The sequence below is a fragment of the Paenibacillus sp. FSL R5-0473 genome (assembly GCF_038004565.1).
GTDB classification, from domain to species: domain Bacteria; phylum Bacillota; class Bacilli; order Paenibacillales; family Paenibacillaceae; genus Paenibacillus; species Paenibacillus amylolyticus.
Map to the genome: position 1 here is coordinate 5,563,497 of NZ_JBBORL010000001.1, position 21,572 is coordinate 5,585,068.

General features: G+C 46.2%; 18 protein-coding genes and 2 rRNA genes. 6 read left to right on the forward strand and 14 right to left on the reverse strand.

The window, feature by feature from the left end:
* Positions 1-51 precede the first annotated feature (51 nt).
* The 6 genes from MKY28_RS24455 to MKY28_RS24480 form a co-directional block, all read right to left on the reverse strand.
* Positions 52-2,977 (reverse strand): 23S ribosomal RNA (locus MKY28_RS24455).
* 310 nt (positions 2,978-3,287) lie between these two features.
* A 16S ribosomal RNA gene (locus MKY28_RS24460) occupies positions 3,288-4,840 on the reverse strand.
* Together the 16S and 23S rRNA genes form the textbook arrangement of a ribosomal RNA operon.
* Before the next feature lie 614 nt (positions 4,841-5,454).
* Positions 5,455-6,420: an arginase gene (gene rocF, locus MKY28_RS24465; protein ID WP_340937272.1), complete on the reverse strand. Its 966-nt coding sequence runs from the start codon at positions 6,418-6,420 to the stop codon at positions 5,455-5,457.
* Positions 6,410-7,630: an ornithine--oxo-acid transaminase gene (locus MKY28_RS24470; RefSeq protein ID WP_340937273.1), complete on the reverse strand. Its 1,221-nt coding sequence runs from the start codon at positions 7,628-7,630 to the stop codon at positions 6,410-6,412. Before MKY28_RS24470 ends, rocF begins: the two co-directional genes overlap by 11 nt.
* 141 nt (positions 7,631-7,771) lie before the next feature.
* Positions 7,772-8,428 carry an amino acid ABC transporter permease gene (locus MKY28_RS24475; protein ID WP_036671925.1) on the reverse strand — a complete coding sequence of 219 codons (657 nt, stop codon included), beginning with the start codon at positions 8,426-8,428 and terminating at the stop codon, positions 7,772-7,774.
* 23 nt (positions 8,429-8,451) lie between these two features.
* Entirely contained in the window at positions 8,452-9,273 is an 822-nt protein-coding gene (locus tag MKY28_RS24480; protein WP_340937275.1) for a transporter substrate-binding domain-containing protein, read from the reverse strand.
* Between the two features lie 322 nt (positions 9,274-9,595).
* Between MKY28_RS24480 and MKY28_RS24485 the strand changes: the two genes are divergently transcribed.
* The gene (locus MKY28_RS24485) at positions 9,596-10,240 is read left to right on the forward strand and encodes a GntR family transcriptional regulator (RefSeq protein ID WP_036671927.1); all 645 of its coding nucleotides are present in this window, start codon (positions 9,596-9,598) and stop codon (positions 10,238-10,240) included.
* A gap of 67 nt (positions 10,241-10,307) precedes the next feature.
* Here MKY28_RS24485 and MKY28_RS24490 read toward each other — a convergent pair whose 3' ends face one another.
* Entirely contained in the window at positions 10,308-11,042 is a 735-nt protein-coding gene (locus MKY28_RS24490) for a class I SAM-dependent methyltransferase (RefSeq protein ID WP_340937276.1), read from the reverse strand.
* Positions 11,043-11,206: 164 nt separating this feature from the next.
* Between MKY28_RS24490 and MKY28_RS24495 the strand changes: the two genes are divergently transcribed.
* Positions 11,207-11,554: a hypothetical protein gene (locus MKY28_RS24495; RefSeq protein ID WP_036671929.1), complete on the forward strand. Its 348-nt coding sequence runs from the start codon at positions 11,207-11,209 to the stop codon at positions 11,552-11,554.
* A 245-nt stretch (positions 11,555-11,799) separates the two neighbouring features.
* On the opposite strand, the gene MKY28_RS24500 is transcribed toward MKY28_RS24495, so the two are convergent.
* The 4 genes from MKY28_RS24500 to MKY28_RS24515 form a co-directional block, all read right to left on the reverse strand.
* Positions 11,800-12,027 carry a cold-shock protein gene (locus tag MKY28_RS24500; RefSeq protein ID WP_017691121.1) on the reverse strand — a complete coding sequence of 76 codons (228 nt, stop codon included), beginning with the start codon at positions 12,025-12,027 and terminating at the stop codon, positions 11,800-11,802.
* Positions 12,028-12,215: 188 nt separating this feature from the next.
* Positions 12,216-12,416, reverse strand: a complete 201-nt coding sequence (locus MKY28_RS24505; protein WP_017691122.1) for a cold-shock protein — start codon at positions 12,414-12,416, stop codon at positions 12,216-12,218.
* A gap of 395 nt (positions 12,417-12,811) precedes the next feature.
* On the reverse strand, positions 12,812-13,048 hold the full coding sequence (locus MKY28_RS24510) for a DUF6953 family protein (protein ID WP_036607962.1): 237 nt from the start codon (positions 13,046-13,048) through the stop codon (positions 12,812-12,814).
* Positions 13,049-13,198: 150 nt separating this feature from the next.
* On the reverse strand, positions 13,199-13,987 hold the full coding sequence (locus MKY28_RS24515; protein WP_340937277.1) for a CPBP family intramembrane glutamic endopeptidase: 789 nt from the start codon (positions 13,985-13,987) through the stop codon (positions 13,199-13,201).
* Positions 13,988-14,290: 303 nt separating this feature from the next.
* Here MKY28_RS24515 and MKY28_RS24520 point away from each other — a divergent pair, with 303 nt between their 5' ends.
* Positions 14,291-14,962, forward strand: coding sequence for a phosphatase PAP2 family protein (locus MKY28_RS24520; RefSeq protein WP_100528685.1), 672 nt, complete (start codon positions 14,291-14,293; stop codon positions 14,960-14,962).
* Between the two features lie 134 nt (positions 14,963-15,096).
* On the opposite strand, the gene MKY28_RS24525 is transcribed toward MKY28_RS24520, so the two are convergent.
* Positions 15,097-15,876, reverse strand: coding sequence for a helix-turn-helix transcriptional regulator (locus MKY28_RS24525; RefSeq protein ID WP_036607966.1), 780 nt, complete (start codon positions 15,874-15,876; stop codon positions 15,097-15,099).
* Positions 15,877-15,988: 112 nt separating this feature from the next.
* On the opposite strand from MKY28_RS24525, the gene pyk reads away from it, so the two are divergent.
* Positions 15,989-17,404 carry a pyruvate kinase gene (pyk, locus tag MKY28_RS24530; RefSeq protein ID WP_074093123.1) on the forward strand — a complete coding sequence of 472 codons (1,416 nt, stop codon included), beginning with the start codon at positions 15,989-15,991 and terminating at the stop codon, positions 17,402-17,404.
* Between the two features lie 140 nt (positions 17,405-17,544).
* Here pyk and MKY28_RS24535 read toward each other — a convergent pair whose 3' ends face one another.
* Both MKY28_RS24535 and MKY28_RS24540 read right to left on the reverse strand, forming a co-directional pair.
* The gene (locus MKY28_RS24535; protein WP_340937278.1) at positions 17,545-19,074 is read right to left on the reverse strand and encodes a methyl-accepting chemotaxis protein; all 1,530 of its coding nucleotides are present in this window, start codon (positions 19,072-19,074) and stop codon (positions 17,545-17,547) included.
* A gap of 178 nt (positions 19,075-19,252) precedes the next feature.
* Positions 19,253-19,702 (reverse strand): SRPBCC family protein, encoded by a 450-nt coding sequence (locus MKY28_RS24540; protein ID WP_017691129.1) that lies wholly within the window; start codon positions 19,700-19,702, stop codon positions 19,253-19,255.
* A gap of 279 nt (positions 19,703-19,981) precedes the next feature.
* Here MKY28_RS24540 and MKY28_RS24545 point away from each other — a divergent pair, with 279 nt between their 5' ends.
* On the forward strand, positions 19,982-20,698 hold the full coding sequence (locus MKY28_RS24545; RefSeq protein WP_340937279.1) for a WecB/TagA/CpsF family glycosyltransferase: 717 nt from the start codon (positions 19,982-19,984) through the stop codon (positions 20,696-20,698).
* A 28-nt stretch (positions 20,699-20,726) separates the two neighbouring features.
* Positions 20,727-21,566 carry a helix-turn-helix transcriptional regulator gene (locus tag MKY28_RS24550; protein ID WP_340937280.1) on the forward strand — a complete coding sequence of 280 codons (840 nt, stop codon included), beginning with the start codon at positions 20,727-20,729 and terminating at the stop codon, positions 21,564-21,566.
* Positions 21,567-21,572: the final 6 nt, after the last annotated feature.

The following is a 21,572-nucleotide window of genomic DNA, read 5'->3' on the forward strand; positions in this document are numbered from 1 at the left end:
CGTTCTCTGAAAACTAGATTCGAAACGAAACATGCGAATGACAACTTGCTATTGGATAAGCCCTCGACCGATTAGTACTGGTCAGCTCCATGCATTGCTGCACTTCCACCCCCAGCCTATCTACCTCGTCGTCTTCAAGGGGTCTTACATACTGGGAAATCTCATCTTGAGGGGGGCTTCACGCTTAGATGCTTTCAGCGTTTATCCCGTCCGTACATAGCTACCCAGCGGTGCTCCTGGCGGAACAACTGGTACACCAGCGGTACGTCCATCCCGGTCCTCTCGTACTAAGGACAGCTCCTCTCAAATTTCCTACGCCCACGACAGATAGGGACCGAACTGTCTCACGACGTTCTGAACCCAGCTCGCGTACCGCTTTAATGGGCGAACAGCCCAACCCTTGGGACCTACTTCAGCCCCAGGATGCGATGAGCCGACATCGAGGTGCCAAACCTCCCCGTCGATGTGGACTCTTGGGGGAGATAAGCCTGTTATCCCCAGGGTAGCTTTTATCCGTTGAGCGATGGCCCTTCCATGCGGTACCACCGGATCACTAAGCCCGACTTTCGTCCCTGCTCGACTTGTAGGTCTCGCAGTCAAGCTCCCTTATGCCTTTGCACTCTTCGAATGATTTCCAACCATTCTGAGGGAACCTTTGGGCGCCTCCGTTACTCTTTAGGAGGCGACCGCCCCAGTCAAACTGCCCACCTGACACTGTCCCCGCACCGGATTACGGTACCAGGTTAGAACCTAGATACGATCAGGGTGGTATCCCAACGTTGCCTCCACGCAAGCTGGCGCTCACGTTTCAAAGGCTCCCACCTATCCTGTACAGATCGTACCCAAATTCAATATCAAGCTGCAGTAAAGCTCCATGGGGTCTTTCCGTCTTGTCGCGGGTAACCTGCATCTTCACAGGTATTAAAATTTCACCGGATCTCTCGTTGAGACAGCGCCCAAGTCGTTACGCCATTCGTGCGGGTCAGAATTTACCTGACAAGGAATTTCGCTACCTTAGGACCGTTATAGTTACGGCCGCCGTTTACTGGGGCTTCGGTTCACAGCTTCGGATTGCTCCTAACCACTCCCCTTAACCTTCCAGCACCGGGCAGGCGTCAGCCCGTATACTTCGCCTTACGGCTTCGCACAGACCTGTGTTTTTGCTAAACAGTCGCTTGGGCCTTTTCACTGCGGCCCCCTCGTGCTATTCACACTACCGGGGCACCCCTTCTCCCGAAGTTACGGGGTCATTTTGCCGAGTTCCTTAACGAGAGTTCTTCCGCGCGCCTTAGAATACTCTTCTCGCCTACCTGTGTCGGTTTGCGGTACGGGCACCATCACCTGGCTAGAGGCTTTTCTTGGCAGTGTGAGATCATGACCTTCGCTACTATAATTTTCGCTCCCCATCACAGCTCAGCCTTACAATGTGCGGATTTGCCTACACATCAGCCTTACTGCTTAGACGGACATCCATCAGTCCGCGTCACTACCCTACTGCGTCCCCCCATTGCTCATAACGGCTTACGGTGGTACAGGAATTTCGACCTGTTGTCCTTCGACTACGCCTTTCGGCCTCGCCTTAGGTCCCGACTTACCCTGAGCGGACGAGCCTTCCTCAGGAACCCTTAGGCTTTCGGCGGATCAGATTCTCACTGATCTTTTCGTTACTCATACCGGCATTCTCACTTGTATAATGTCCAGCGCTCCTTACGGTACACCTTCAACCCTTATACAACGCTCCCCTACCCCTGATGCAAAGCATCAAGCCATAGCTTCGGTGGTGTGTTTAGCCCCGTTACATTTTCGGCGCAGAGTCACTCGACCAGTGAGCTATTACGCACTCTTTCAATGATGGCTGCTTCTAAGCCAACATCCTGGTTGTCTGTGCAACTCCACATCCTTTCCCACTTAACACACACTTGGGGACCTTAGCTGATGGTCTGGGCTGTTTCCCTTTTGACAATGGATCTTAGCACTCACTGTCTGACTCCCGGAAGTAAGTCTATGGCATTCGGAGTTTGACTGAGCTTGGTAACCCTTGCGGGCCCCGCACCCAATCAGTGCTCTACCTCCACGACTCTGTTTTCCGAGGCTAGCCCTAAAGCTATTTCGGGGAGAACCAGCTATCTCCGAGTTCGATTGGAATTTCTCCGCTACCCCCACCTCATCCCCGCATTTTTCAACATGCGTGGGTTCGGGCCTCCAGTGCGTGTTACCGCACCTTCACCCTGGACAGGGGTAGATCACCCGGTTTCGGGTCTACGTCCACGTACTCATTCGCCCTATTCAGACTCGCTTTCGCTGCGGCTCCGGCTCTTCACCTTAACCTTGCACGGGAACGTAACTCGCCGGTTCATTCTACAAAAGGCACGCCATCACCCCTAAAACGGGCTCTGACTTTTTGTAAGCACACGGTTTCAGGTTCTATTTCACTCCCCTTCCGGGGTGCTTTTCACCTTTCCCTCACGGTACTGCTTCACTATCGGTCGCTAGGAAGTATTTAGCCTTGGCAGATGGTCCTGCCGGATTCATACGGGGTTTCACGTGCCCCGCACTACTCGGGATCCGTCTCGGAGGGAACAGACTTTCAACTACAGGGCTTTTACCTTCTTTGGCGGGCCTTTCCAGACCTCTTCGCTTAACCGGTTCCTTTGTAACTCCATGTGAGACGTCCCACAACCCCAAAGAGCAAGCTCTCTGGTTTGGGCTTCTCCGCGTTCGCTCGCCGCTACTGACGGAATCACTATTGTTTTCTCTTCCTCAGGGTACTTAGATGTTTCAGTTCCCCTGGTATGCCTCTACACAACCTATGTATTCAGTTGTGAGTAACTGGAAATTACCCCAGCTGGGTTTCCCCATTCGGACACCCCCGGATCAAAGCTTGCTTACAGCTCCCCGAGGCAGTTTCGTTGTTCGCCACGTCCTTCATCGGCTCCTAGCGCCTAGGCATCCTCCGTGTGCTCTTAGTAGCTTAACCATTTTGTTCCGGTTTCGGTCGCTCGCTTCCCTTGTTTTGCTTGCGCAAAGCCAAAAGTCGCTCTCACCCGATACCATCACAAAAGCAATTTGACTACCGTTTTTATTGAAACTTGTTTGCACAAGTTCAGCTAAAAAGGAATGTTCTAATTCGCGTTTGTTTCGTTTCGATATCTAGTTTTCAAAGAACAAGCTCCATGCAAAAGCAAGCTGTTTGAGAGTTTGAGCTCTCAAAACTGAGCAACGAGTGAGTGTTTTGCAGCTAAGCTGCATATTTGAATGTTTCCGTTGCAGGAAACGATTCTCCATAGAAAGGAGGTGATCCAGCCGCACCTTCCGATACGGCTACCTTGTTACGACTTCACCCCAATCATCTATCCCACCTTCGGCGGCTGGCTCCTTGCGGTTACCCCACCGACTTCGGGTGTTATAAACTCTCGTGGTGTGACGGGCGGTGTGTACAAGACCCGGGAACGTATTCACCGCGGCATGCTGATCCGCGATTACTAGCAATTCCGACTTCATGCAGGCGAGTTGCAGCCTGCAATCCGAACTGAGACCGGCTTTGTTGGGATTGGCTCCATCTCGCGATTTCGCAGCCCGTTGTACCGGCCATTGTAGTACGTGTGTAGCCCAGGTCATAAGGGGCATGATGATTTGACGTCATCCCCACCTTCCTCCGGTTTGTCACCGGCAGTCTATCTAGAGTGCCCATCCGAAATGCTGGCAACTAAATATAAGGGTTGCGCTCGTTGCGGGACTTAACCCAACATCTCACGACACGAGCTGACGACAACCATGCACCACCTGTCTCCTCTGTCCCGAAGGAAAGATACATCTCTGCATCGATCAGAGGGATGTCAAGACCTGGTAAGGTTCTTCGCGTTGCTTCGAATTAAACCACATACTCCACTGCTTGTGCGGGTCCCCGTCAATTCCTTTGAGTTTCAGTCTTGCGACCGTACTCCCCAGGCGGAGTGCTTAATGTGTTAACTTCGGCACCAAGGGTATCGAAACCCCTAACACCTAGCACTCATCGTTTACGGCGTGGACTACCAGGGTATCTAATCCTGTTTGCTCCCCACGCTTTCGCGCCTCAGCGTCAGTTACAGCCCAGAGAGTCGCCTTCGCCACTGGTGTTCCTCCACATATCTACGCATTTCACCGCTACACGTGGAATTCCACTCTCCTCTTCTGCACTCAAGTCACCCAGTTTCCAGTGCGATCCGGGGTTGAGCCCCGGGATTAAACACCAGACTTAAATGACCGCCTGCGCGCGCTTTACGCCCAATAATTCCGGACAACGCTTGCCCCCTACGTATTACCGCGGCTGCTGGCACGTAGTTAGCCGGGGCTTTCTTCTCAGGTACCGTCACCTTGAGAGCAGTTACTCTCCCAAGCGTTCTTCCCTGGCAACAGAGCTTTACGATCCGAAAACCTTCATCACTCACGCGGCATTGCTCCGTCAGGCTTTCGCCCATTGCGGAAGATTCCCTACTGCTGCCTCCCGTAGGAGTCTGGGCCGTGTCTCAGTCCCAGTGTGGCCGATCACCCTCTCAGGTCGGCTACGCATCGTCGCCTTGGTGAGCCGTTACCTCACCAACTAGCTAATGCGCCGCAGGCCCATCCCCAAGTGACAGATTGCTCCGTCTTTCCAGTTCCCTTCAGGCGAAGAAAACAATTATTCGGTATTAGCTACCGTTTCCGGTAGTTGTCCCAAACTTGAGGGCAGGTTGCCTACGTGTTACTCACCCGTCCGCCGCTAACCATCAGAGAAGCAAGCTTCTCTTCAAGTCCGCTCGACTTGCATGTATTAGGCATGCCGCCAGCGTTCGTCCTGAGCCAGGATCAAACTCTCCAATAAAGTATTGAAAAGAGCGATAAGCTCATTTTGAATCTGACGAGATTAAAAATCTCATTTGTGCTCCAGTCGATTCAAGCCAAGGCTTGTTTCAAACTTTCGCGTTTCATTCTGCAAGCAGAATGTTTACTCACTCGTTGTTCAGTTTTCAAAGATCAAACTTGTTTTGTTACCGAACACCATTCTCTTCAGCAACTCTTATATAATACCATGTCCGAACCAACTTTGCAAGCTCTTTTTTTAAGTTTCTTTCGAAGCTTATTTTATTCGCTTGCCGCACCGTGTAAACCGTGTTTTCTTGGCCGGAATTAGAATATACCATGTACAGATTTCAATTGCAAGTTTTTTTTCAATAATGATAATCAACTCACATCATCAGCACAATATGTAATCTGACGCCTGTACATACAAATAACTTTCAGCATCCTTATTACGGTGCTTCTAATATACATATCCATTAAACATAACCAGGGAAGCCACTTCCACTGCGATTGCAGTGAACAATTGATTGTGACTAGCCCTAGTTTTCGGAGATCTCAGTTTTCTTTCCTTCTATAATAAATAAGAAAGTATATTCCTTGGGCACAGCTTACACATTCCGTTTCACTTCTCAGTGATTACAATATGCGCTTACCAAGTAACGAAGCGATCAGTTCCACACCAAGTCGTGCCGTATGTCTATTATGATCAAACAACGGATTCACCTCAACCAGTTCCATCGACGTAACTTGATTTGTGGAAGCAAGTATCTCCAATGCATAATGTGCCTCTCGGTAATTCAGACCACCAGGTACTGGGGTGCCCACACCCGGAGCTTCCCGCGGATCCAGACAATCCATGTCGAAGCTGACATGAATACCATCTGTCCCTTTTCCCGCTGTAGCTATTGCTTCCTCAATAACTTGCTTTATTCCCAACCGGTCAATATCATGCATCGTAAATGCTCGGATTCCCAGTCCCTTAATCTGCTCTTTCTCATACTCATCCAGATCACGCAGACCAATATAGACTAAGTTGGACGGATCAATAAACGCGCCTGCTCCAGCAATGTGCGACAGATTGAATGCAGTATGCCCCAAGGATGCAGCCACACTCATCCCATGCATATTACCGGACAAGCTCCGTTCTTCCGTATTCAAGTCTGCATGCGCATCAAACCAGATCACACCCAAATTCGAATAATGCGCTGTTAGCCCGGCAAAAGTACCAATCGCTACACTATGATCTCCCCCAAGCACAAGTGGGAAAGCCCCCTCCTCTACTGCACCTGATACTTCACTACACACCTTCTGACTGACCTGACGTACCTCATTTAAATGTTTTACACGATTTCGCTCAATAGGGGCAACCGGTTCAGAAGGACAATCTACCCGCACTTCTTTGGAAAGCACTAACCCCAGACTCGCAATCTCCCGCTTCAGTCCAGCTGTAATCAATTCATCAGGCCCCAACTCTGCTCCACCTCTTGCTCCCCCAAGTCCAAAAGGAACCTTAATGATAGCAATATTACGCCGCACAGATGTTTGACTTGTATTAATAGAAGTATCTTTTATTCCACCATGGACATCATCATCATTTTTCATGTAGGTCAGCTCCCTCATTGGTGATCAATACCTGCTCAATTCTCTCCAGTGCCCAGTCAATCTCGGACTCTTTAATCGTCAGTGGTGGAGCAAATCGAATGGTTGTCTCATGTGTTTCTTTACACAGCAGTCCAGTAGACATCAAACGCTCACAATAAGGGCGGGCTGGTTCATGCAGTTCAACACCAATAAATAAACCTTTCCCCCGAATATCCCGTATGGCTGAACTGCGAATATCTCGAAGTCTTTTCATAAAATAGTTCCCTAGACGCTCCGATCGCTCGGCAAGCTTCTCATCTTCAAGAACTTTCAGAGCTGCTATAGCTACGGCGCAGGCGAGTGGGTTACCCCCAAACGTAGAACCATGAGACCCCGGCTCAAACAAATCAAGTATCTCCGCATCAGCAGCAATAGCCGAGATCGGCATGACTCCTCCCCCCAGCGCTTTGCCCATAATCCAAATGTCCGGTTCAACCCCTTCCCAGTCGGAGGCAAAACGGCGACCTGTTCTTCCAAATCCGGTCTGGATCTCATCAGATACAGTCAACACCTGCTGGCTCTTACACAGAGCAAAAGCTTCTGCCAAATATCCATCAGGCGGGATAACGATTCCAGCCTCGCCCTGAATAGGCTCTACAAGAAAACCAGCCGTATTTGGTGTAATGGCCTGCTTCAGCGCTTCAATATCTCCATAGGGAATAATCCGGAATCCAGGTGTGAACGGTCCAAAATCTTTTTTATACTCCGCTGAAGAAGAAAAAGACGTAACCGTCAGAGTTCTTCCATGAAAGTTACCAGAGCATACGATAATCTCGGCTTGATTTTCCGGTACACCTTTGCAACGATAAGCCCATCTACGTACCGCCTTCACCGCAGTCTCCACCGCTTCCGCTCCTGTATTCATGGCGAGAATCTTCGATTTCCCCGTGAATTGTGAGAGTTTCTGATAAAAAAGAGAAGCGGAGCTACTGTGGAATGCCCGTGATGTCAGCGTAACCTGATCTGCCTGATCCTTGAGCGCCTGTATGATCACAGGATGTCTATGACCATGATTCAATGCAGAGTATGCACTTAACATATCCATATAACGGCGGCCTTCAGGGTCTTCCACCCATACCCCTTCTGCCTGTTCAATTACAATTGGGAGCGGATGATAATTAGGTGCAGCATAACGCTCCGACCAATCAATTAACATCTTGGAATCTGACATACACACCCAACACCTTTCCAAAATATTGTATACAAAATACAATAACAATGTATGCGATGCCATCGTCATTTACGACTACATCTCTCCTTTTCCACTCCAGCCTAATCCAAGCCTTTCTCGAATCCAATCCTTTATCCATAGTTAGCGAGAGGTAGACAGTCTACGTTCCAACCAAGAGAGTAAATTAGCCAGTGTAAATGTGATTATAAAATAGAGGCCGGCGGCAACAAGCAGCGGAGCAAGCGGCTGGAACGTAACACCCTGAATCGTTCTGGCCGTGTATATAATCTCGGCTATGCCGATCATGGAGACAAGCGAAGAATCTTTAATGATAATAATGAATTCATTGCCGATAGCTGGAAGCATGTTACGAAAAGCCTGCGGCAGTATAATATAACGAAGTGTCATACCATTTGTCATACCAAGGGAGCGCGAAGCTTCGGTCTGTCCTTTATCGATTGCTTGAATCCCGGCCCTGAACACCTCCGCCATATAAGCCGAGCTATTCATCGTCAGAGCTACCACCCCCGACATAAATGCCGGCAAGTTCACACCTACAACCGTCAGACCATAATGAATAATAAGAATCTGTACCAGCATCGGTGTTCCTCGAATGAGTTCAATATACGCAGATGCCACAAATTTAATTGGCCATATTCGGGATATTCGCATTAGCGCCATGATTACACCCAGCAACGTACCAAACAATACACCGAAGAAGGAAAGTTCAAGCGTGACCCACGCACTTCGTGCATAATCCTGCCAATGTTCTAATAGAAAGGAAAAATCTAAATTCACGGCATATCCCTCACTCGTCCGGTTTATTCGCCGAGCATCTCATTCGCTTCAACGACGAACCGTTCAATATCTCCGTTTGTTTTGAGCTTTTCCAATGTAGTGTTGATCTGATCCAGCAGCTTCTGATTACCTTTCTTCACTGCGATGGCCGAACCACCCTCGTCTTCAGCCTGTTTAATCTCCACACCTGCAACAACAAGCCCCTCTTGGTTCTTCACATACTGTTCAGCCACCGGCTTCTCCAGGATGAGTGCGTCTACACGCCCCGTCTGCAACTCCAGAATCAGTTCAGGTATTTTGGCCAGAGAAGTGAGCTTTGCTCCCTCTATTTCCCGAGCAATCCCTTCCTGAATGGAACTCTTTTGTACACCAACCTGTTTACCTGATAGATCATTCATGGACTTTAATGCCGCACCTTCCCCATCTCTAACAAGTACAGCCTGCTCTGCATAATAGTAGATATCCGTAAAATCAACATTCTTCTTTCGTTCTTCGGTAGGGGTTAAGCCTGATATCACAAAATCAACCTTATCTGTACCAAGGGCCATAAGAAGGCCATCAAAGTCCATGTCCTCAATCTTCAGCTCGGCTCCCAGATCAGCCGCAATTGCTTTGGCAATCTCGATGTCAAAACCTACAATGGTATCTTTACCATCAATTTTCTTATGAAATTCATAGGGTGCATAGTCCGCACTGGTTCCAAGTACAATGACTTCCTTTTCCGCAGAGCTACTGCCCGAAGACGAAGTAGCGTCTGATCCGGTCTCTGTCGTTTTTTCCTGCCCACATGCGGACATGAATACAACCACTAACAACAGCATCATTGGCAAAAGCACTTTTTTCACACATCATACCCCTATTCTTTTTTTGAATGAGTAACATAATGGTTTGTATACAATATACATAAGACAATATATGGACTTATATGTAAGTAATACTAACAAACATTCTGGTTTATCACAATCATTATTTAAACATTTATACGCTTTAATTCCATAAAATGTGCTATATATAACATAGCATTTACATCGGCTGAAACATGAAGTTTGCTTGCCCAACTTCCCCCTCGGTGTTAAGATGATAAAAACTTGAAACTCCTGAACGGCGCGTACAGTACGGCCTCACACCCATCTATTTATTCACTATACATAGAAAGGAGGATTCGGTATGGAGGTACCCAAATACCGGTCCTTGAAAGATCACGTATACGATTACATTGCCCAGAAGATCCAGGACGGAACCTTGCTTCCCAACCAGAAGATCAACGAGGCCGAGATATGCAAAAAGCTGGACATCAGTCGAACACCTACTCGGGAGGCGCTTTTCCAGCTGGCTTCAGACAATCTGCTGCAATACATCCCACGCAGGGGATTTATTGTCACTCCTTTTGATGCAGGCAAAAAACTGGAATTCTCCCAAGCGATCGGTGTGCTGGAGGCACTTGCTGCCACACTTGCAGCAGACCACCTCAGACCATCTGAACTTTTGGAGATGGAAACTCTGGTTGTTCGAATGGACGAAGATATCAGCCAGCTTGATCTTGCTGCCTACAACAAAAACCAATATCAGTTCCATAATCTGTACATTCAGCGATGTGGTAATGCAACAGTCATTGAGATGTTAAACACATTGAAGAACAGTTTCATCCGGCAATCTTATGTTAGTGATAATAAACCAAAGCTATCTGAGGTACTGCTCGAAGTTAATGAAGAGCACCGGCAAATTTTAAGTGCTTTTCGAGCCAAAGATAAGAACCAACTGGAAGCCCTGCTCAAACACCACTGGCGGATTATCGACAACGATATGTTGTAGTACGTTCTGTCGAAACAAACCAAAGGCAACCCACACGATTGTGTGAGTTGTCTTTTTCCTATTTTTCCTATTTTTCCTTTTTGACCTCCAACGGTGCCCTAGCCGCAAAAACAGCATATCCCAACTTTTTGCCGTATTTCGCGAGCAAACGATCATTGGTTTGACTCATTCGCTGCATACGTTCATCCTCAAACCAATTCATATCGATCTCGCGATGTGGATCATGATCAACGCTCCATTTTGCCATGGATCGCGAATGTTCTTTGACCTCTACCTTGGTGAAACCACACTGCTTGAGGCGTTTTCTCCATGCTGTGGCCGTTACCAGGGTTTGTATACCGTAAAATTGCTTTAACCTGCGACACATCAATTCGGTCTTCTGGCCTGATAGAACCATCTCCCGATCCACTAAAAGTCCTCCGGGCTTCAAAACCCTTCTATACTCAGTAAGTGCATTCCGCCATGGGGTAAAGATCGTAACCGACTCCACGAATACCATATCAAAATGATTTTCCGGGAAAGGCAACGATGTTACATCAGCCTGAACAAATCGAACATCCACCCGTTCTCGTCTTGCTCGCCGAACGGCCTTATCCAGCATCTGGCGATTAAGATCAATGGCCGTTACTTGATAACCCCTTTTAGCCAGGTAACACGCAGTCCTCCCAGTGCCACATCCTATCTCAAGGATATGACTATCCACAGGCAGAGATAAACCATCCAGCAACTTCAGTGTTGCCAAAAATCCTCCAGGATGGGCACTTCCCTCCCCTAACCGAGCCAGCATGTCATGATAATCCACGCGACATCCCCTCCTCACTTCTCCCAGTGTATGGAGTAGATTCAAAAACGGCTCCTCCCCATTCGATTTTCCGGGTACTCGTCCATACCAATTGGTCTTCTTTTTACTATGATATACAAACCGTTGAATTCAAGCGGCAACCGCATCTAATGAGGAGGATTTGCATGTACAGAATTAATCGGGTATGTGAAGAAACGGTTTCTCCGCACGTTGGACGTTCCGTTTGTCTCGTTATGAACGACGGTAAGCATATGTATGGTACGCTTAGTCAATGTCGTGATGGCAAAATTTATTTGAACGGGTGTTTCGAAGGACCACGGCTGTGTTCAGTCAAATCCAAACAGCAGCTTGTGAAAAGCAGCAAGAAAAACGCTGTTGTAACAAAAAAAGTTAAATCTTCGGCATACGGTCGGTATGGTTACGGAGGATACGGTGGGGGTTACGGCTATGGAGCGGGAATCGATCTGGCTCTGGTAACAACATTGTTTCTGCTGCCATTCCTGTTCATCTAAATTCCATTCTGATCGTGGTAAAATTGTAGTCATAACAAAGACCCTTTTTGCTTATAGCAAAAGGGGTCTTTATCTTTTTCATACGATTCACGTCAATTACACTATATTTTCTGTTAAAAAATGATACAAAAAAAGGCATTCGCCAAAACGAATGCCGGGAACTTCATATTTAATACCCTTACCTTCGCACAGGGTGTCTGTTTGATCTTAAAAAAAAACACCTCGTTAGAGGCGGGTAAGCTATGTTAAATCCGATTTCCTTTAGGCATCGTTTTCAGATTACTATTCGAATTCTCAAGCAATGGTAGCATCCTAGTCGTGCTGACCATCTCAGAAGCACATATCGGACAAGTAGGTACGTTATCAAACGCAAAATTGTCCCGCATCCATCCTTTGCACGTATCACTCGTACATTCCCAGATTGCCGCATCAGCTTGTGGAATCTCTTCCAACGGTTTTTTGCGATTATACATGACTTCTACCCCCTTTGTTATGGAAAAACATCTAACCGACGTTATTTCACAGAAGCCTACACTTAGCGGAAGTTTCACGTCCCACCGGACTCCTGCCTCGTCAACTAATGGGTCGACTTTTATATAACTGATCAAAAAAAAGAAGCTGCCTTTACCATTTTAACATGTTAAAGGCAGCTATGCTTTAATTACAGTTTTACAACTTCTTCTGCTTGAGGACCACGGTTTCCTTGTACAATTTTAAATTGTACGCGTTGACCTTCGTCCAGAGTTTTGAAGCCGTCGCCTGTAATAGCGCTGAAGTGTACGAATACATCTTCTCCGCCTTCAACTTCGATGAAACCGAAGCCTTTATCAGCGTTGAACCATTTTACTGTTCCGTTTTGCATGTGAATTACACCTCCAAATAAAAATTAACATGTTCCTTTGTTCTTTGCAGCAAGCAAATAAAAATTCACACATTGAAAAAGGTACCAGTCATAAACCTATAAGTGATCGCCCTTTACAATATATGAATTAGGTTTTCCACTCTCTACAACTTGTTTTTATTATAACTCCAATTCAGCAAAAAAGCAAATCTTTGTATTTTCTTTTCAAACAGCTTTGGAAATACATGTTATTAACACGCGCGGGGACAGGGTTTATCACACTTATGTGTGTGGCCGCTTATGTACGGTCTTATGAAAGGATATGCAGATCTAATCCATCTTATACATTAATTATATAACATTCTGACATGCATATCCAACACAACCAATGAATCATCTTACTCCAGTATAACACACTATGTCCATGCCCACATAAATGCATCCCGATCCCAGGCGATCTGCCCACGATGAAGCTTTCGGAAAGCTTTCTTCACTTCTTTGGACAATGATGTATTGCCGTTCTCGTTCACAAAAACAAACTCTTCACCAAAATGGGTCTTCACATATTCTATGGCAGCTTCCTGATGAAGTGTTCCTGTGAATTTAATCTCCTGTACCATCCATTCTGCTACGCCTTGTGCTGTCTTCTCCACAATATCACCTACTGTCTGAATCTAATGTACGGATAGGCAGACCTCGTATCATGAACATATCTGTCTTCCCGCCAGACTGAAGTATACCATGATCCAACTGCTGACGGGAAACTGTATGATAACTACTTTCAAGCAATACCCGCAATACCCTTAATGAACAACCGTATTCGCTTGCTCACTCCCTTTGGATGGAGTAGACGAATTTGTTCGAATGCTCCACACTAACCATGCACAGTAAGCAATCAGTACTGCCAGTATAAACAGATCGTAAGGAAGTGTACCTGTGTCCTCCAGATCATTCCCTAGAAATTGAATCAGATTATGTATGAAATGAAACAATATAAGCGGTACGATATTTCCGTTCTTCAGCATCAATAACGCCAGTACAGCTCCCAGGAGCAGCGCATAGATCAATTGTATGATCGTATCCGTCGTATCCTGACCAGACAATGCGTTCAATAGATGTGTGATGGAAAACAAGATGCTGGAGGTCACAACTGCGGCCACTGCACTTTTTCGAAGCAATATTTTGAAAATAAGCCCCCGATAGATCGTTTCCTCAACAAAAGCTACGAGCAAGGTAAAAAAGATGAAAAAGGCTACTCGTGACAAGCTCAGCTCCCCAAATCCTTTCAGGGTAAGTGTACCCAGTACAAGGAGTAGTGGAATATAATACTTTGCGTGGCCAGCCGGGATACTTCGCAAAGATCGGAAGCCAGTCTCTCCCCACTTGCGTCTTAACGTCAGATAGATCATCAGAACAATGGCAATGGGTGTAAAAGAAATGAGTACAGGGGAAGTGTAGTCCAGTTGTTTTATCGTTGCAATGGCCCCTGCTGCAAATACGGCTAACAGAAGAAGCAGCTCAATAATCACAACGGTGAGCACAGGTTTGCGCTTGGAAAAGGAATGTTTTGGCTTGGATTGCGCATTAATCATACATTTACCTACCTCGTTTCATTTATGTTCTCCGTTGTCATAAGAACTTATATGCCAATATAGTTGTATCACATATCCGTATATCTAATATTCCTATTATGGATAAAACTATAAAAGTAACAAAAAAGAGACTTATCCTGACTTCTTTTCCCCTAAAATCAGGTATGGCTTATACCTTTATCTGTCCATTATAGTATTACAAGAGTTCAAAGTTGCAGGGGTGTGGCGACTCTTCAGCGTCTTATATCTATGAAGTACCCATAACGATAGACTCACAATGCATAATGAAATCAGGGGGATACTATGAAAGCATTCTTTCAGCGCTGGGGGCATTTACTGGCTATTCTGTGCATACCGCTCCAAGGCTCCATTTACGTATTTCTAGGCAGCAACACCGGAAGTGATGTCTTCTACAATTATGCTTGGATTGACACACAGATTCCTTTTCTCAAAGAATTTATTTATCCGTACATTAGCTGGATGCCCATTCTGTATCTTGGATTTCTCTATTTGGGTCTGACGAACAAGTCACTATTCTGGCGTACGTTGATTACCTATAATGTTGGTGTCATGGCTGCCAATGTCTGTTTTGCAGTGTTCCCTACCCATGTCCCGCGCCCAGAGATCGGCGGAACTGATCTGAGCAGCGTGTTAGTACAGTTTATCTATACCAATGATGCGCCCTTCAACTGTTTCCCAAGTGTTCACGTTCTGACCAGCTACTTGCTGTTTATTGTGATTAACAGACACTTGAACTTTAAGCCTTTGGCACGGATTTCTTGGTCGGTATGGCTGTGGTTGATTATTGCTTCAACGGTGTTTGTAAAACAGCATTCCTTGCTGGACATTGCTGGAGGCATTTTGTTTGCTGAGGCCGCGTATTGGACTGTACATGTCTCTGCTCTTCGTCTTGGGCAAACACGAAAAAAAAGCAAGCAGCCACTCACAGCTTCTAACACAAGCAGTCATGTATAACGACATATATATATGTAACAGGTGGGATGATGATCCTGCTATACAGCAAAAGAGGGCATAGGCCCTCTTTTTTTGTACTCATTGAATTAAACCTACTTATATAGAAGAACTTTATTTGGGTTGGAGTACGCGTTTCATGCTATAGGTGGACGTTCATGAAGAAGGTCAGACGGTGGACTTCCGGTTATACGTTTGAATATGCGGTAAAAATAAGACAGGTCCCGGTAGCCGAGAAATTCGGCAATTTCCTGGATGGAGAGTTGTGACTCAGTGAGCAGATATATGGCTCGTTTCATCCGTTGATCATGGACATATTGACTGATGGTCTGATTTGTCATGCTTTTGAATAATGCGGCAGCATAATTGGGAGTTTTATTGATCTCGTCCCCGAGTTCTTCCTTCGTCACTTTCTCCCGATAATGCCGCTCAATATATCGCTTCATCCGTTCAACATGATTATGCCTCTCCGGCGGGATAACTCCACGATCAAGCTCCCTGTTCATATAAATCAACACTTCCATCAATAAGGCTTGGCTCATCATGACATAATAAGACGGACGCTCCTGCCATTGTTGATAAATAGCGCTCATGCGTTGATGGATCAGCTCATAACATCCAGGTTTATGCCGCAAAGCCTCATACCGTTCCAGTGCAGGCAGAGTTTCCGTATGGTCGCGTTGCAGTTGAATTACAATCTGTGTGTGCGTTACTGTAGGAATACTCTTGCCGTAATATGGGGTACCACCTGGAATGAGGAGCAATTCACCCTTTTCCATGATCTGTTTATCACCGTTCACCCAATATACACATTTTCCATAAGTAACCAAACTAAGCCGCCAAGTTTCTTGAGATTGCACAGCTTCTTCGTACCAACCGACACCATTAATATGTCGTACTTCAAGTGGAGTGACCATAACACACCTCATTATCGGACTATACTCTAATCATTGTACTATAGTTCATACCCTGATTCGACAGAAAACGCTACAATACACATATAAGCTTAAATATGAGGAGGAAATTAGCATGTTAAAAACAAAAATTATTTGTACCATGGGACCTGCTTGTGACTCAATCGAATTGTTAAAAGTAATGATTCAGGAAGGTATGACCGTTGCCCGTCTGAACATGGCTCATGGCGAACTGGAAGATCACGTTACACGGATTAACAATATCCGCAAAGCAGCTTCCGAACTGAACACCTATATACCGATCATGATGGACATCAAAGGGCCGGAAGTACGTATCGGTAAACTGAAAGAAGCATCCTGTCATCTGCAAGCTGGTAAAGAGCTGATCCTGACTACTGAAGAAATTCTTGGTGACGCTGAGCGTATCTCGGTAAACTATCCGGAACTGAACCTCGTTGTGAAACCTGGCGATCGTATCCTCATCGATGATGGCCTTGTGGATCTGACTGTACTGTCTGTGGAAGGATCCGATATCCATTGTAAAATCATCAGTGGCGGCATTCTGAAACCACGCAAAGGGGTTAACTTGCCAGGAATCAAAACGACATTGCCAGGTGTAACCGAGCGTGACGTTATGCACATCGGATTTGGGATCGAAAACGATATCGAAATTATCGCAGCATCCTTTGTTCGTAAAGGCGACGACATCCGTGAAATCCGCAGCATTCTGAAAGAACGCGGTGTAGAGCACGTACAGATCATCTCTAAAATCGAGAATCAAGAAGGTATGACTAATCTGGACGACATCATCTTGGCTTCTGACGGTATCATGGTAGCTCGTGGAGATCTCGGTGTTGAGGTGCCAATCGAAGACGTACCAATGATGCAAAAAGAAATGATCGATAAATGTAACCGCGCTGGTAAACCGGTTATCGTAGCTACACACATGCTGGAGTCCATGCAAGTGAACCCACGCCCTACTCGTTCCGAAGTTAGTGACGTGGCCAATGCTGTACTTCAAGGTGCTGACGTTGTGATGTTGTCCGGTGAATCAGCTGCTGGTAAATATCCGGTACAATCCGTGCGCACGATGGCTGCTGTTGCTCGCCGTGCCGAAACAATGATTGATTACAAAGAGCAATTCGCACAAAAATCGGCTCAACAGATCGCTGATATTACTGAAGTTATCAGTCAGGGCGCTGTAAGTTCTTCCCTCGTACTGAATGCAAAAGCAATCATCACTTCGACTGAGAGTGGATTCACAGCACGTATGATCTCCAAGTATCGTCCAAAAGCACCAATCATCGCAGTTACACAACATGAAGAAGTATTGGCGAAAATCTGCCTGCTCTCAGGTGTCATTCCGGTTATGGGCGACAAAGTAACGACAACGGATGAAATGTTCGAATCGGCTACGCGTAACGCAATCAAAACTGGTTACATTGAAAAAGGTGACATCATTGTATTGTCCGCTGGTGTTCCAATCGGTCAATCCGGTAATACAAACCTGATCAAAGTTCAACAAGTTTAATTCAATAGCTGAAACTGAAGCTATACATTTTAGCTATAAAATAGAAATACAAAAAACCACCGGGAGCAGAAATGCTTCCCGGTGGTTTTTTGTTGATGTTGTTGCCAATGATCGTGATGTTACAACAAACGGCTTCGAGATTATAGATTCCTCGAGTAATTAACCAGATCCTGTGACATGGTGTTGATCTCATCCATTGAAGCATTCACCTGTTGTGTCAGAGCAGCTTGATTTTGCGTTAACGTGGACATATTACCGATGTGCTCAAGAATCTGATCAATCAATGTTTTCATTTTCTGCATGCTATCTTCGATATTTACTGTGGCCTCCGAACTGTGATCAGCCAGTTTCCGCACTTCACCTGCAACGACGCCAAATCCCAGTCCCAGCTCTCCCGCTCGTGCAGCTTCAATGGCTGCATTCAACCCCAGCAGATTGGTCTGACTGGCAATCTCTCGAATAAACACGGTGATATTCTTCGTATCATCTGCACTGCTTTTCACTTGAATGGCCGCATCGGCGGATAACTCCTGTGCAGTAACCAGATCCTGTGCCTGATCGGTGATCGAGTTGATTCCACGTACCATCTCGCCAATGGACTCCGACAATTGTTTTGTTTTCAGATTCATGGCCTCCACGATCTGTTCCTTATTCTTCTCATGGGTAACATCTCGAATGGTTCCAGCTACACGGAGTGGTACTCCATCCTGATCCCGAATGGTCTCCCCACCCGCGTGATACCACCGATACTCCCCGTCTTTGCGCTGCAGACGATAATCCAGATCGTACGGCGTACGACCACTGTAATCGTTCATGTGTCTGGCAAATTCGTTGATCGTCCGATCATGGTCTTCCGGATGAAGTCGGCTGCTCCAGCTGCTGAACACATTCGGGAAATCCTGCTCGTCTTTAAACCCTAACTCTTTACGGAACTGGGGTGACCACCAAAATTCATTGTTTGGATTAACTACATCTCCAGCCACAACGGTCATATCCCACGGTGCCTCCACCAAGGCGCGGTTAACCAGATCATATCGGGTGACGAGTGCTTCCAGCTCATCAGACTTGCTCTTCTCCTCATGAATATCAAACATGATGCCCAGAAGTTTGACCGGAACTCCAGCCTGATTTCGGATGACTTGTCCAAGGCATCGGAACCAGCGAATTTCTCCACTTTTTGTAATCATACGGCTGATGACGTTATAGGCAGTTGTTGCTTTTGTGTCATTCACATGTTTCATAATCTCCTGCACCAGTTGGGGTCTGTCATCCGGATAGATCGATTTCGCCCAGCTTGCAAATGAATCGGGATAATCCTTGGCATTATGGAAGCCTAACATTTGGCGGAATTCATTCGAAAATGAAACGATATTATTGTTATCCAGTGGATCACCAGCAACAATTTTTGATTCCCATAATCCCACATTCATAGCCTGATTAAGCATTCTAAGGCGCATTTCCACGGCTTCGTTTTGTGCTTTCATCATATGTACTGCTTTTTTGATATTACTAGCTATTTCATCAGCATCCTGAAACTCAATGCCATCTTCGATCCCTGCGTCATAGTTGCCCTTTTCTGCGTTTGCTACCAGTTTACGACTATACTCCAATAATCTCTGATGAGTATCTGTACGAAGGTGTTTGGTCGATTCAGTACGTTTACGAAACATGCTCATTTCTCCTCTTAGCTCATATGATATATATTTCGACATTATCAGACATTAAGTGTAGAGCAATGGTCTTAATTTTGTATAAAAACAAGAACCAGCGCAGAAACAGCACTGGTTCTTATATTAATTGCCCTTTATCTTTTATGAAAATAAATCTTAAATGACTACCTCTTCCCAGCTACCAGCCAAAATTCAGTGTTTTCCCCGTCTCCACCCAAGTTTTGATGCTGCTTAGAATCATCCACCAGCTGCTCTGTGCATTCGCAATGGAAGGATGGTTATCTGTAAATTGATCATTGATCAGCGTCAGCTTCGTACACTCACCTACAGTTTCCAACTGGAAGACCACTCTGGATTGAAGCTCGGCATGATTCGCATGGTACGACGGCCCGGGATGCTCCTGATAACTGAGTCTGGACAACGGTTCAAATTCCAATATATCTCCATACACATGGACAGTCTCCGCACCATCATTGCCCGGCCCTACATAAGCAAACGGCTGGCCTGGTTGGAAATTGGTGCGAAGTTCACTGCCGAAAAAGCTGTTCCGTGTGCCGTCTGGTGATATTAGAGCATTCCACACCTCTTCCAGTCCTGCATTGATATAGAATTCATATTTCAGTTCCATGGACTCACTCCCTTTATGTATTGGATAAGCGATCTGCCACCCTCGCACTCCTATCCTATCGTTATACCCCAAAGGCCGTATTGTAAAAACGCGACAACAGGTAAAATATAAGCTCTTTATTTTTCGGGAATGTGTAATACCATAATCCAAATGGATTGCGCCCATATAGTGCTTTCCCAGAAGATCAGATATACTAAACTGGAATGAAATAACAGGTCTGTTCAAGGTAATGCGACTAATTTAGAAAGGAAATGAGATATGAGCCAATGAACCAATATTATGGGTATCCCTTTTCCCAATGTCACGATGGATCAAACCGTTGCGATCCTTGATAAAGTCGTAGATCAGGAAAGCAATGAACTCTTCCATGTCATCACAGGTAATCCCGAAATTGTTATGTCCTGTCAAAAGAATGCTTCTCTTCGCAAAGTCGTCGATCAAGCCGGGTTGGTCACGGCTGACGGTGCCGGCATTGTGATGGTATCCCGTTTTCGGGGCGGACAATTGACTGAACGGGTAACGGGTTGTGATCTGCTGTTTCGTTTATTAGAGGAAGGCGATCAAAAACACTGGTCATTCTACATGCTCGGAGCAGAGGAAAGCGTAAGTGAACAGGCCGTGAAAGTTATTGCGCAACGTTATCTGGGAGTTGTTGTAAAAGGTAGACACCATGGTTACTTCCAGGCAGATGAGGAACAACAGATTGTGGAAGAGATTTGTACTGCTCAACCAGACTTTCTTATCGTGGCTCTTGGCGCCCCCCATGCGGAACACTGGATTAACAAGTATCGCCACCAGTTGAACGCTCGTGTAGCCATAGGTGTTGGAGGCAGTCTCGATATCGTGGCTGGCAAAACCAAACGTGCCACTGCGATATGGCAGAAGCTTAACCTGGAATGGCTCTATCGCCTCCTCAGTCAACCTTCGAGATGGCGCAGGCAACTCATTTTACCCCGTTTTGCTGTGCGGGCATTGTTGTTCAGAGAACCTAAATAATGTGAGATGAGCAGGAGGGATGATTCGGATGAAACAGGTAGAACAAGGAGACAGACCAAGTATGGGCCTGTTGAATCTGAATGAAGGTGATCATAAATATCAACTGACACGCCATGCTCCTTCCGAAGCACTTCGGCCTTTTGTTAAACATTACTGGATCGTATCGTGGGATCTGACTGGACTTGAACCGTATCCCCAACATGTCGTACCTAACCCCTGTGTCAATCTGATTGTGGAACGGAACAATACGTTTTTCTTCGGACCATCGGGACGTAAATTCTCCTATCTTGTAAGCGGGAAAGGTCGTGTATTGGGCGTGAAGTTCAAACCAGGAGGGTTTTATCCCTTCCTCCGCGCTCCTGTCTCTTCTTTGTACGGACAACCGATGAATGTATCCAATATTCTTGACGTCACAGCGGAGTCCTTAGAAGACCTGCTTCTTGGGGCGGGGGATGAAGGGGATACAACCAGTTACATCGACCAACTATTATGTGCACACCTTCCTGCTGAAGACGCTCAAGCGAGAATGGTTTATGATATTGTACAACAGATTGAACAGAACCGGGAGATGCTGAGAGTGGATGATCTGTCTTCCTATTGGAATATGCATACCCGAAAGCTTCAACGCCTGTTCAATCAGTATGTGGGCATCGGACCCAAAACGGTAATCAAGTTGTATCGTCTGCAAAATGCTGCAGAATGGATGGACCGCGGTCTTCACTGTGACCTGATTAAGCTATCTCAGGATCTTGGATATCATGATCAATCCCATTTCATCCGAGATTTCAAGTCCATTATTGGCAGTACACCAGAGGAGTACTTACACTCTAGACATCCGCATGGTGAGCGCCGAGGGCTGATCAATTAGAAACCT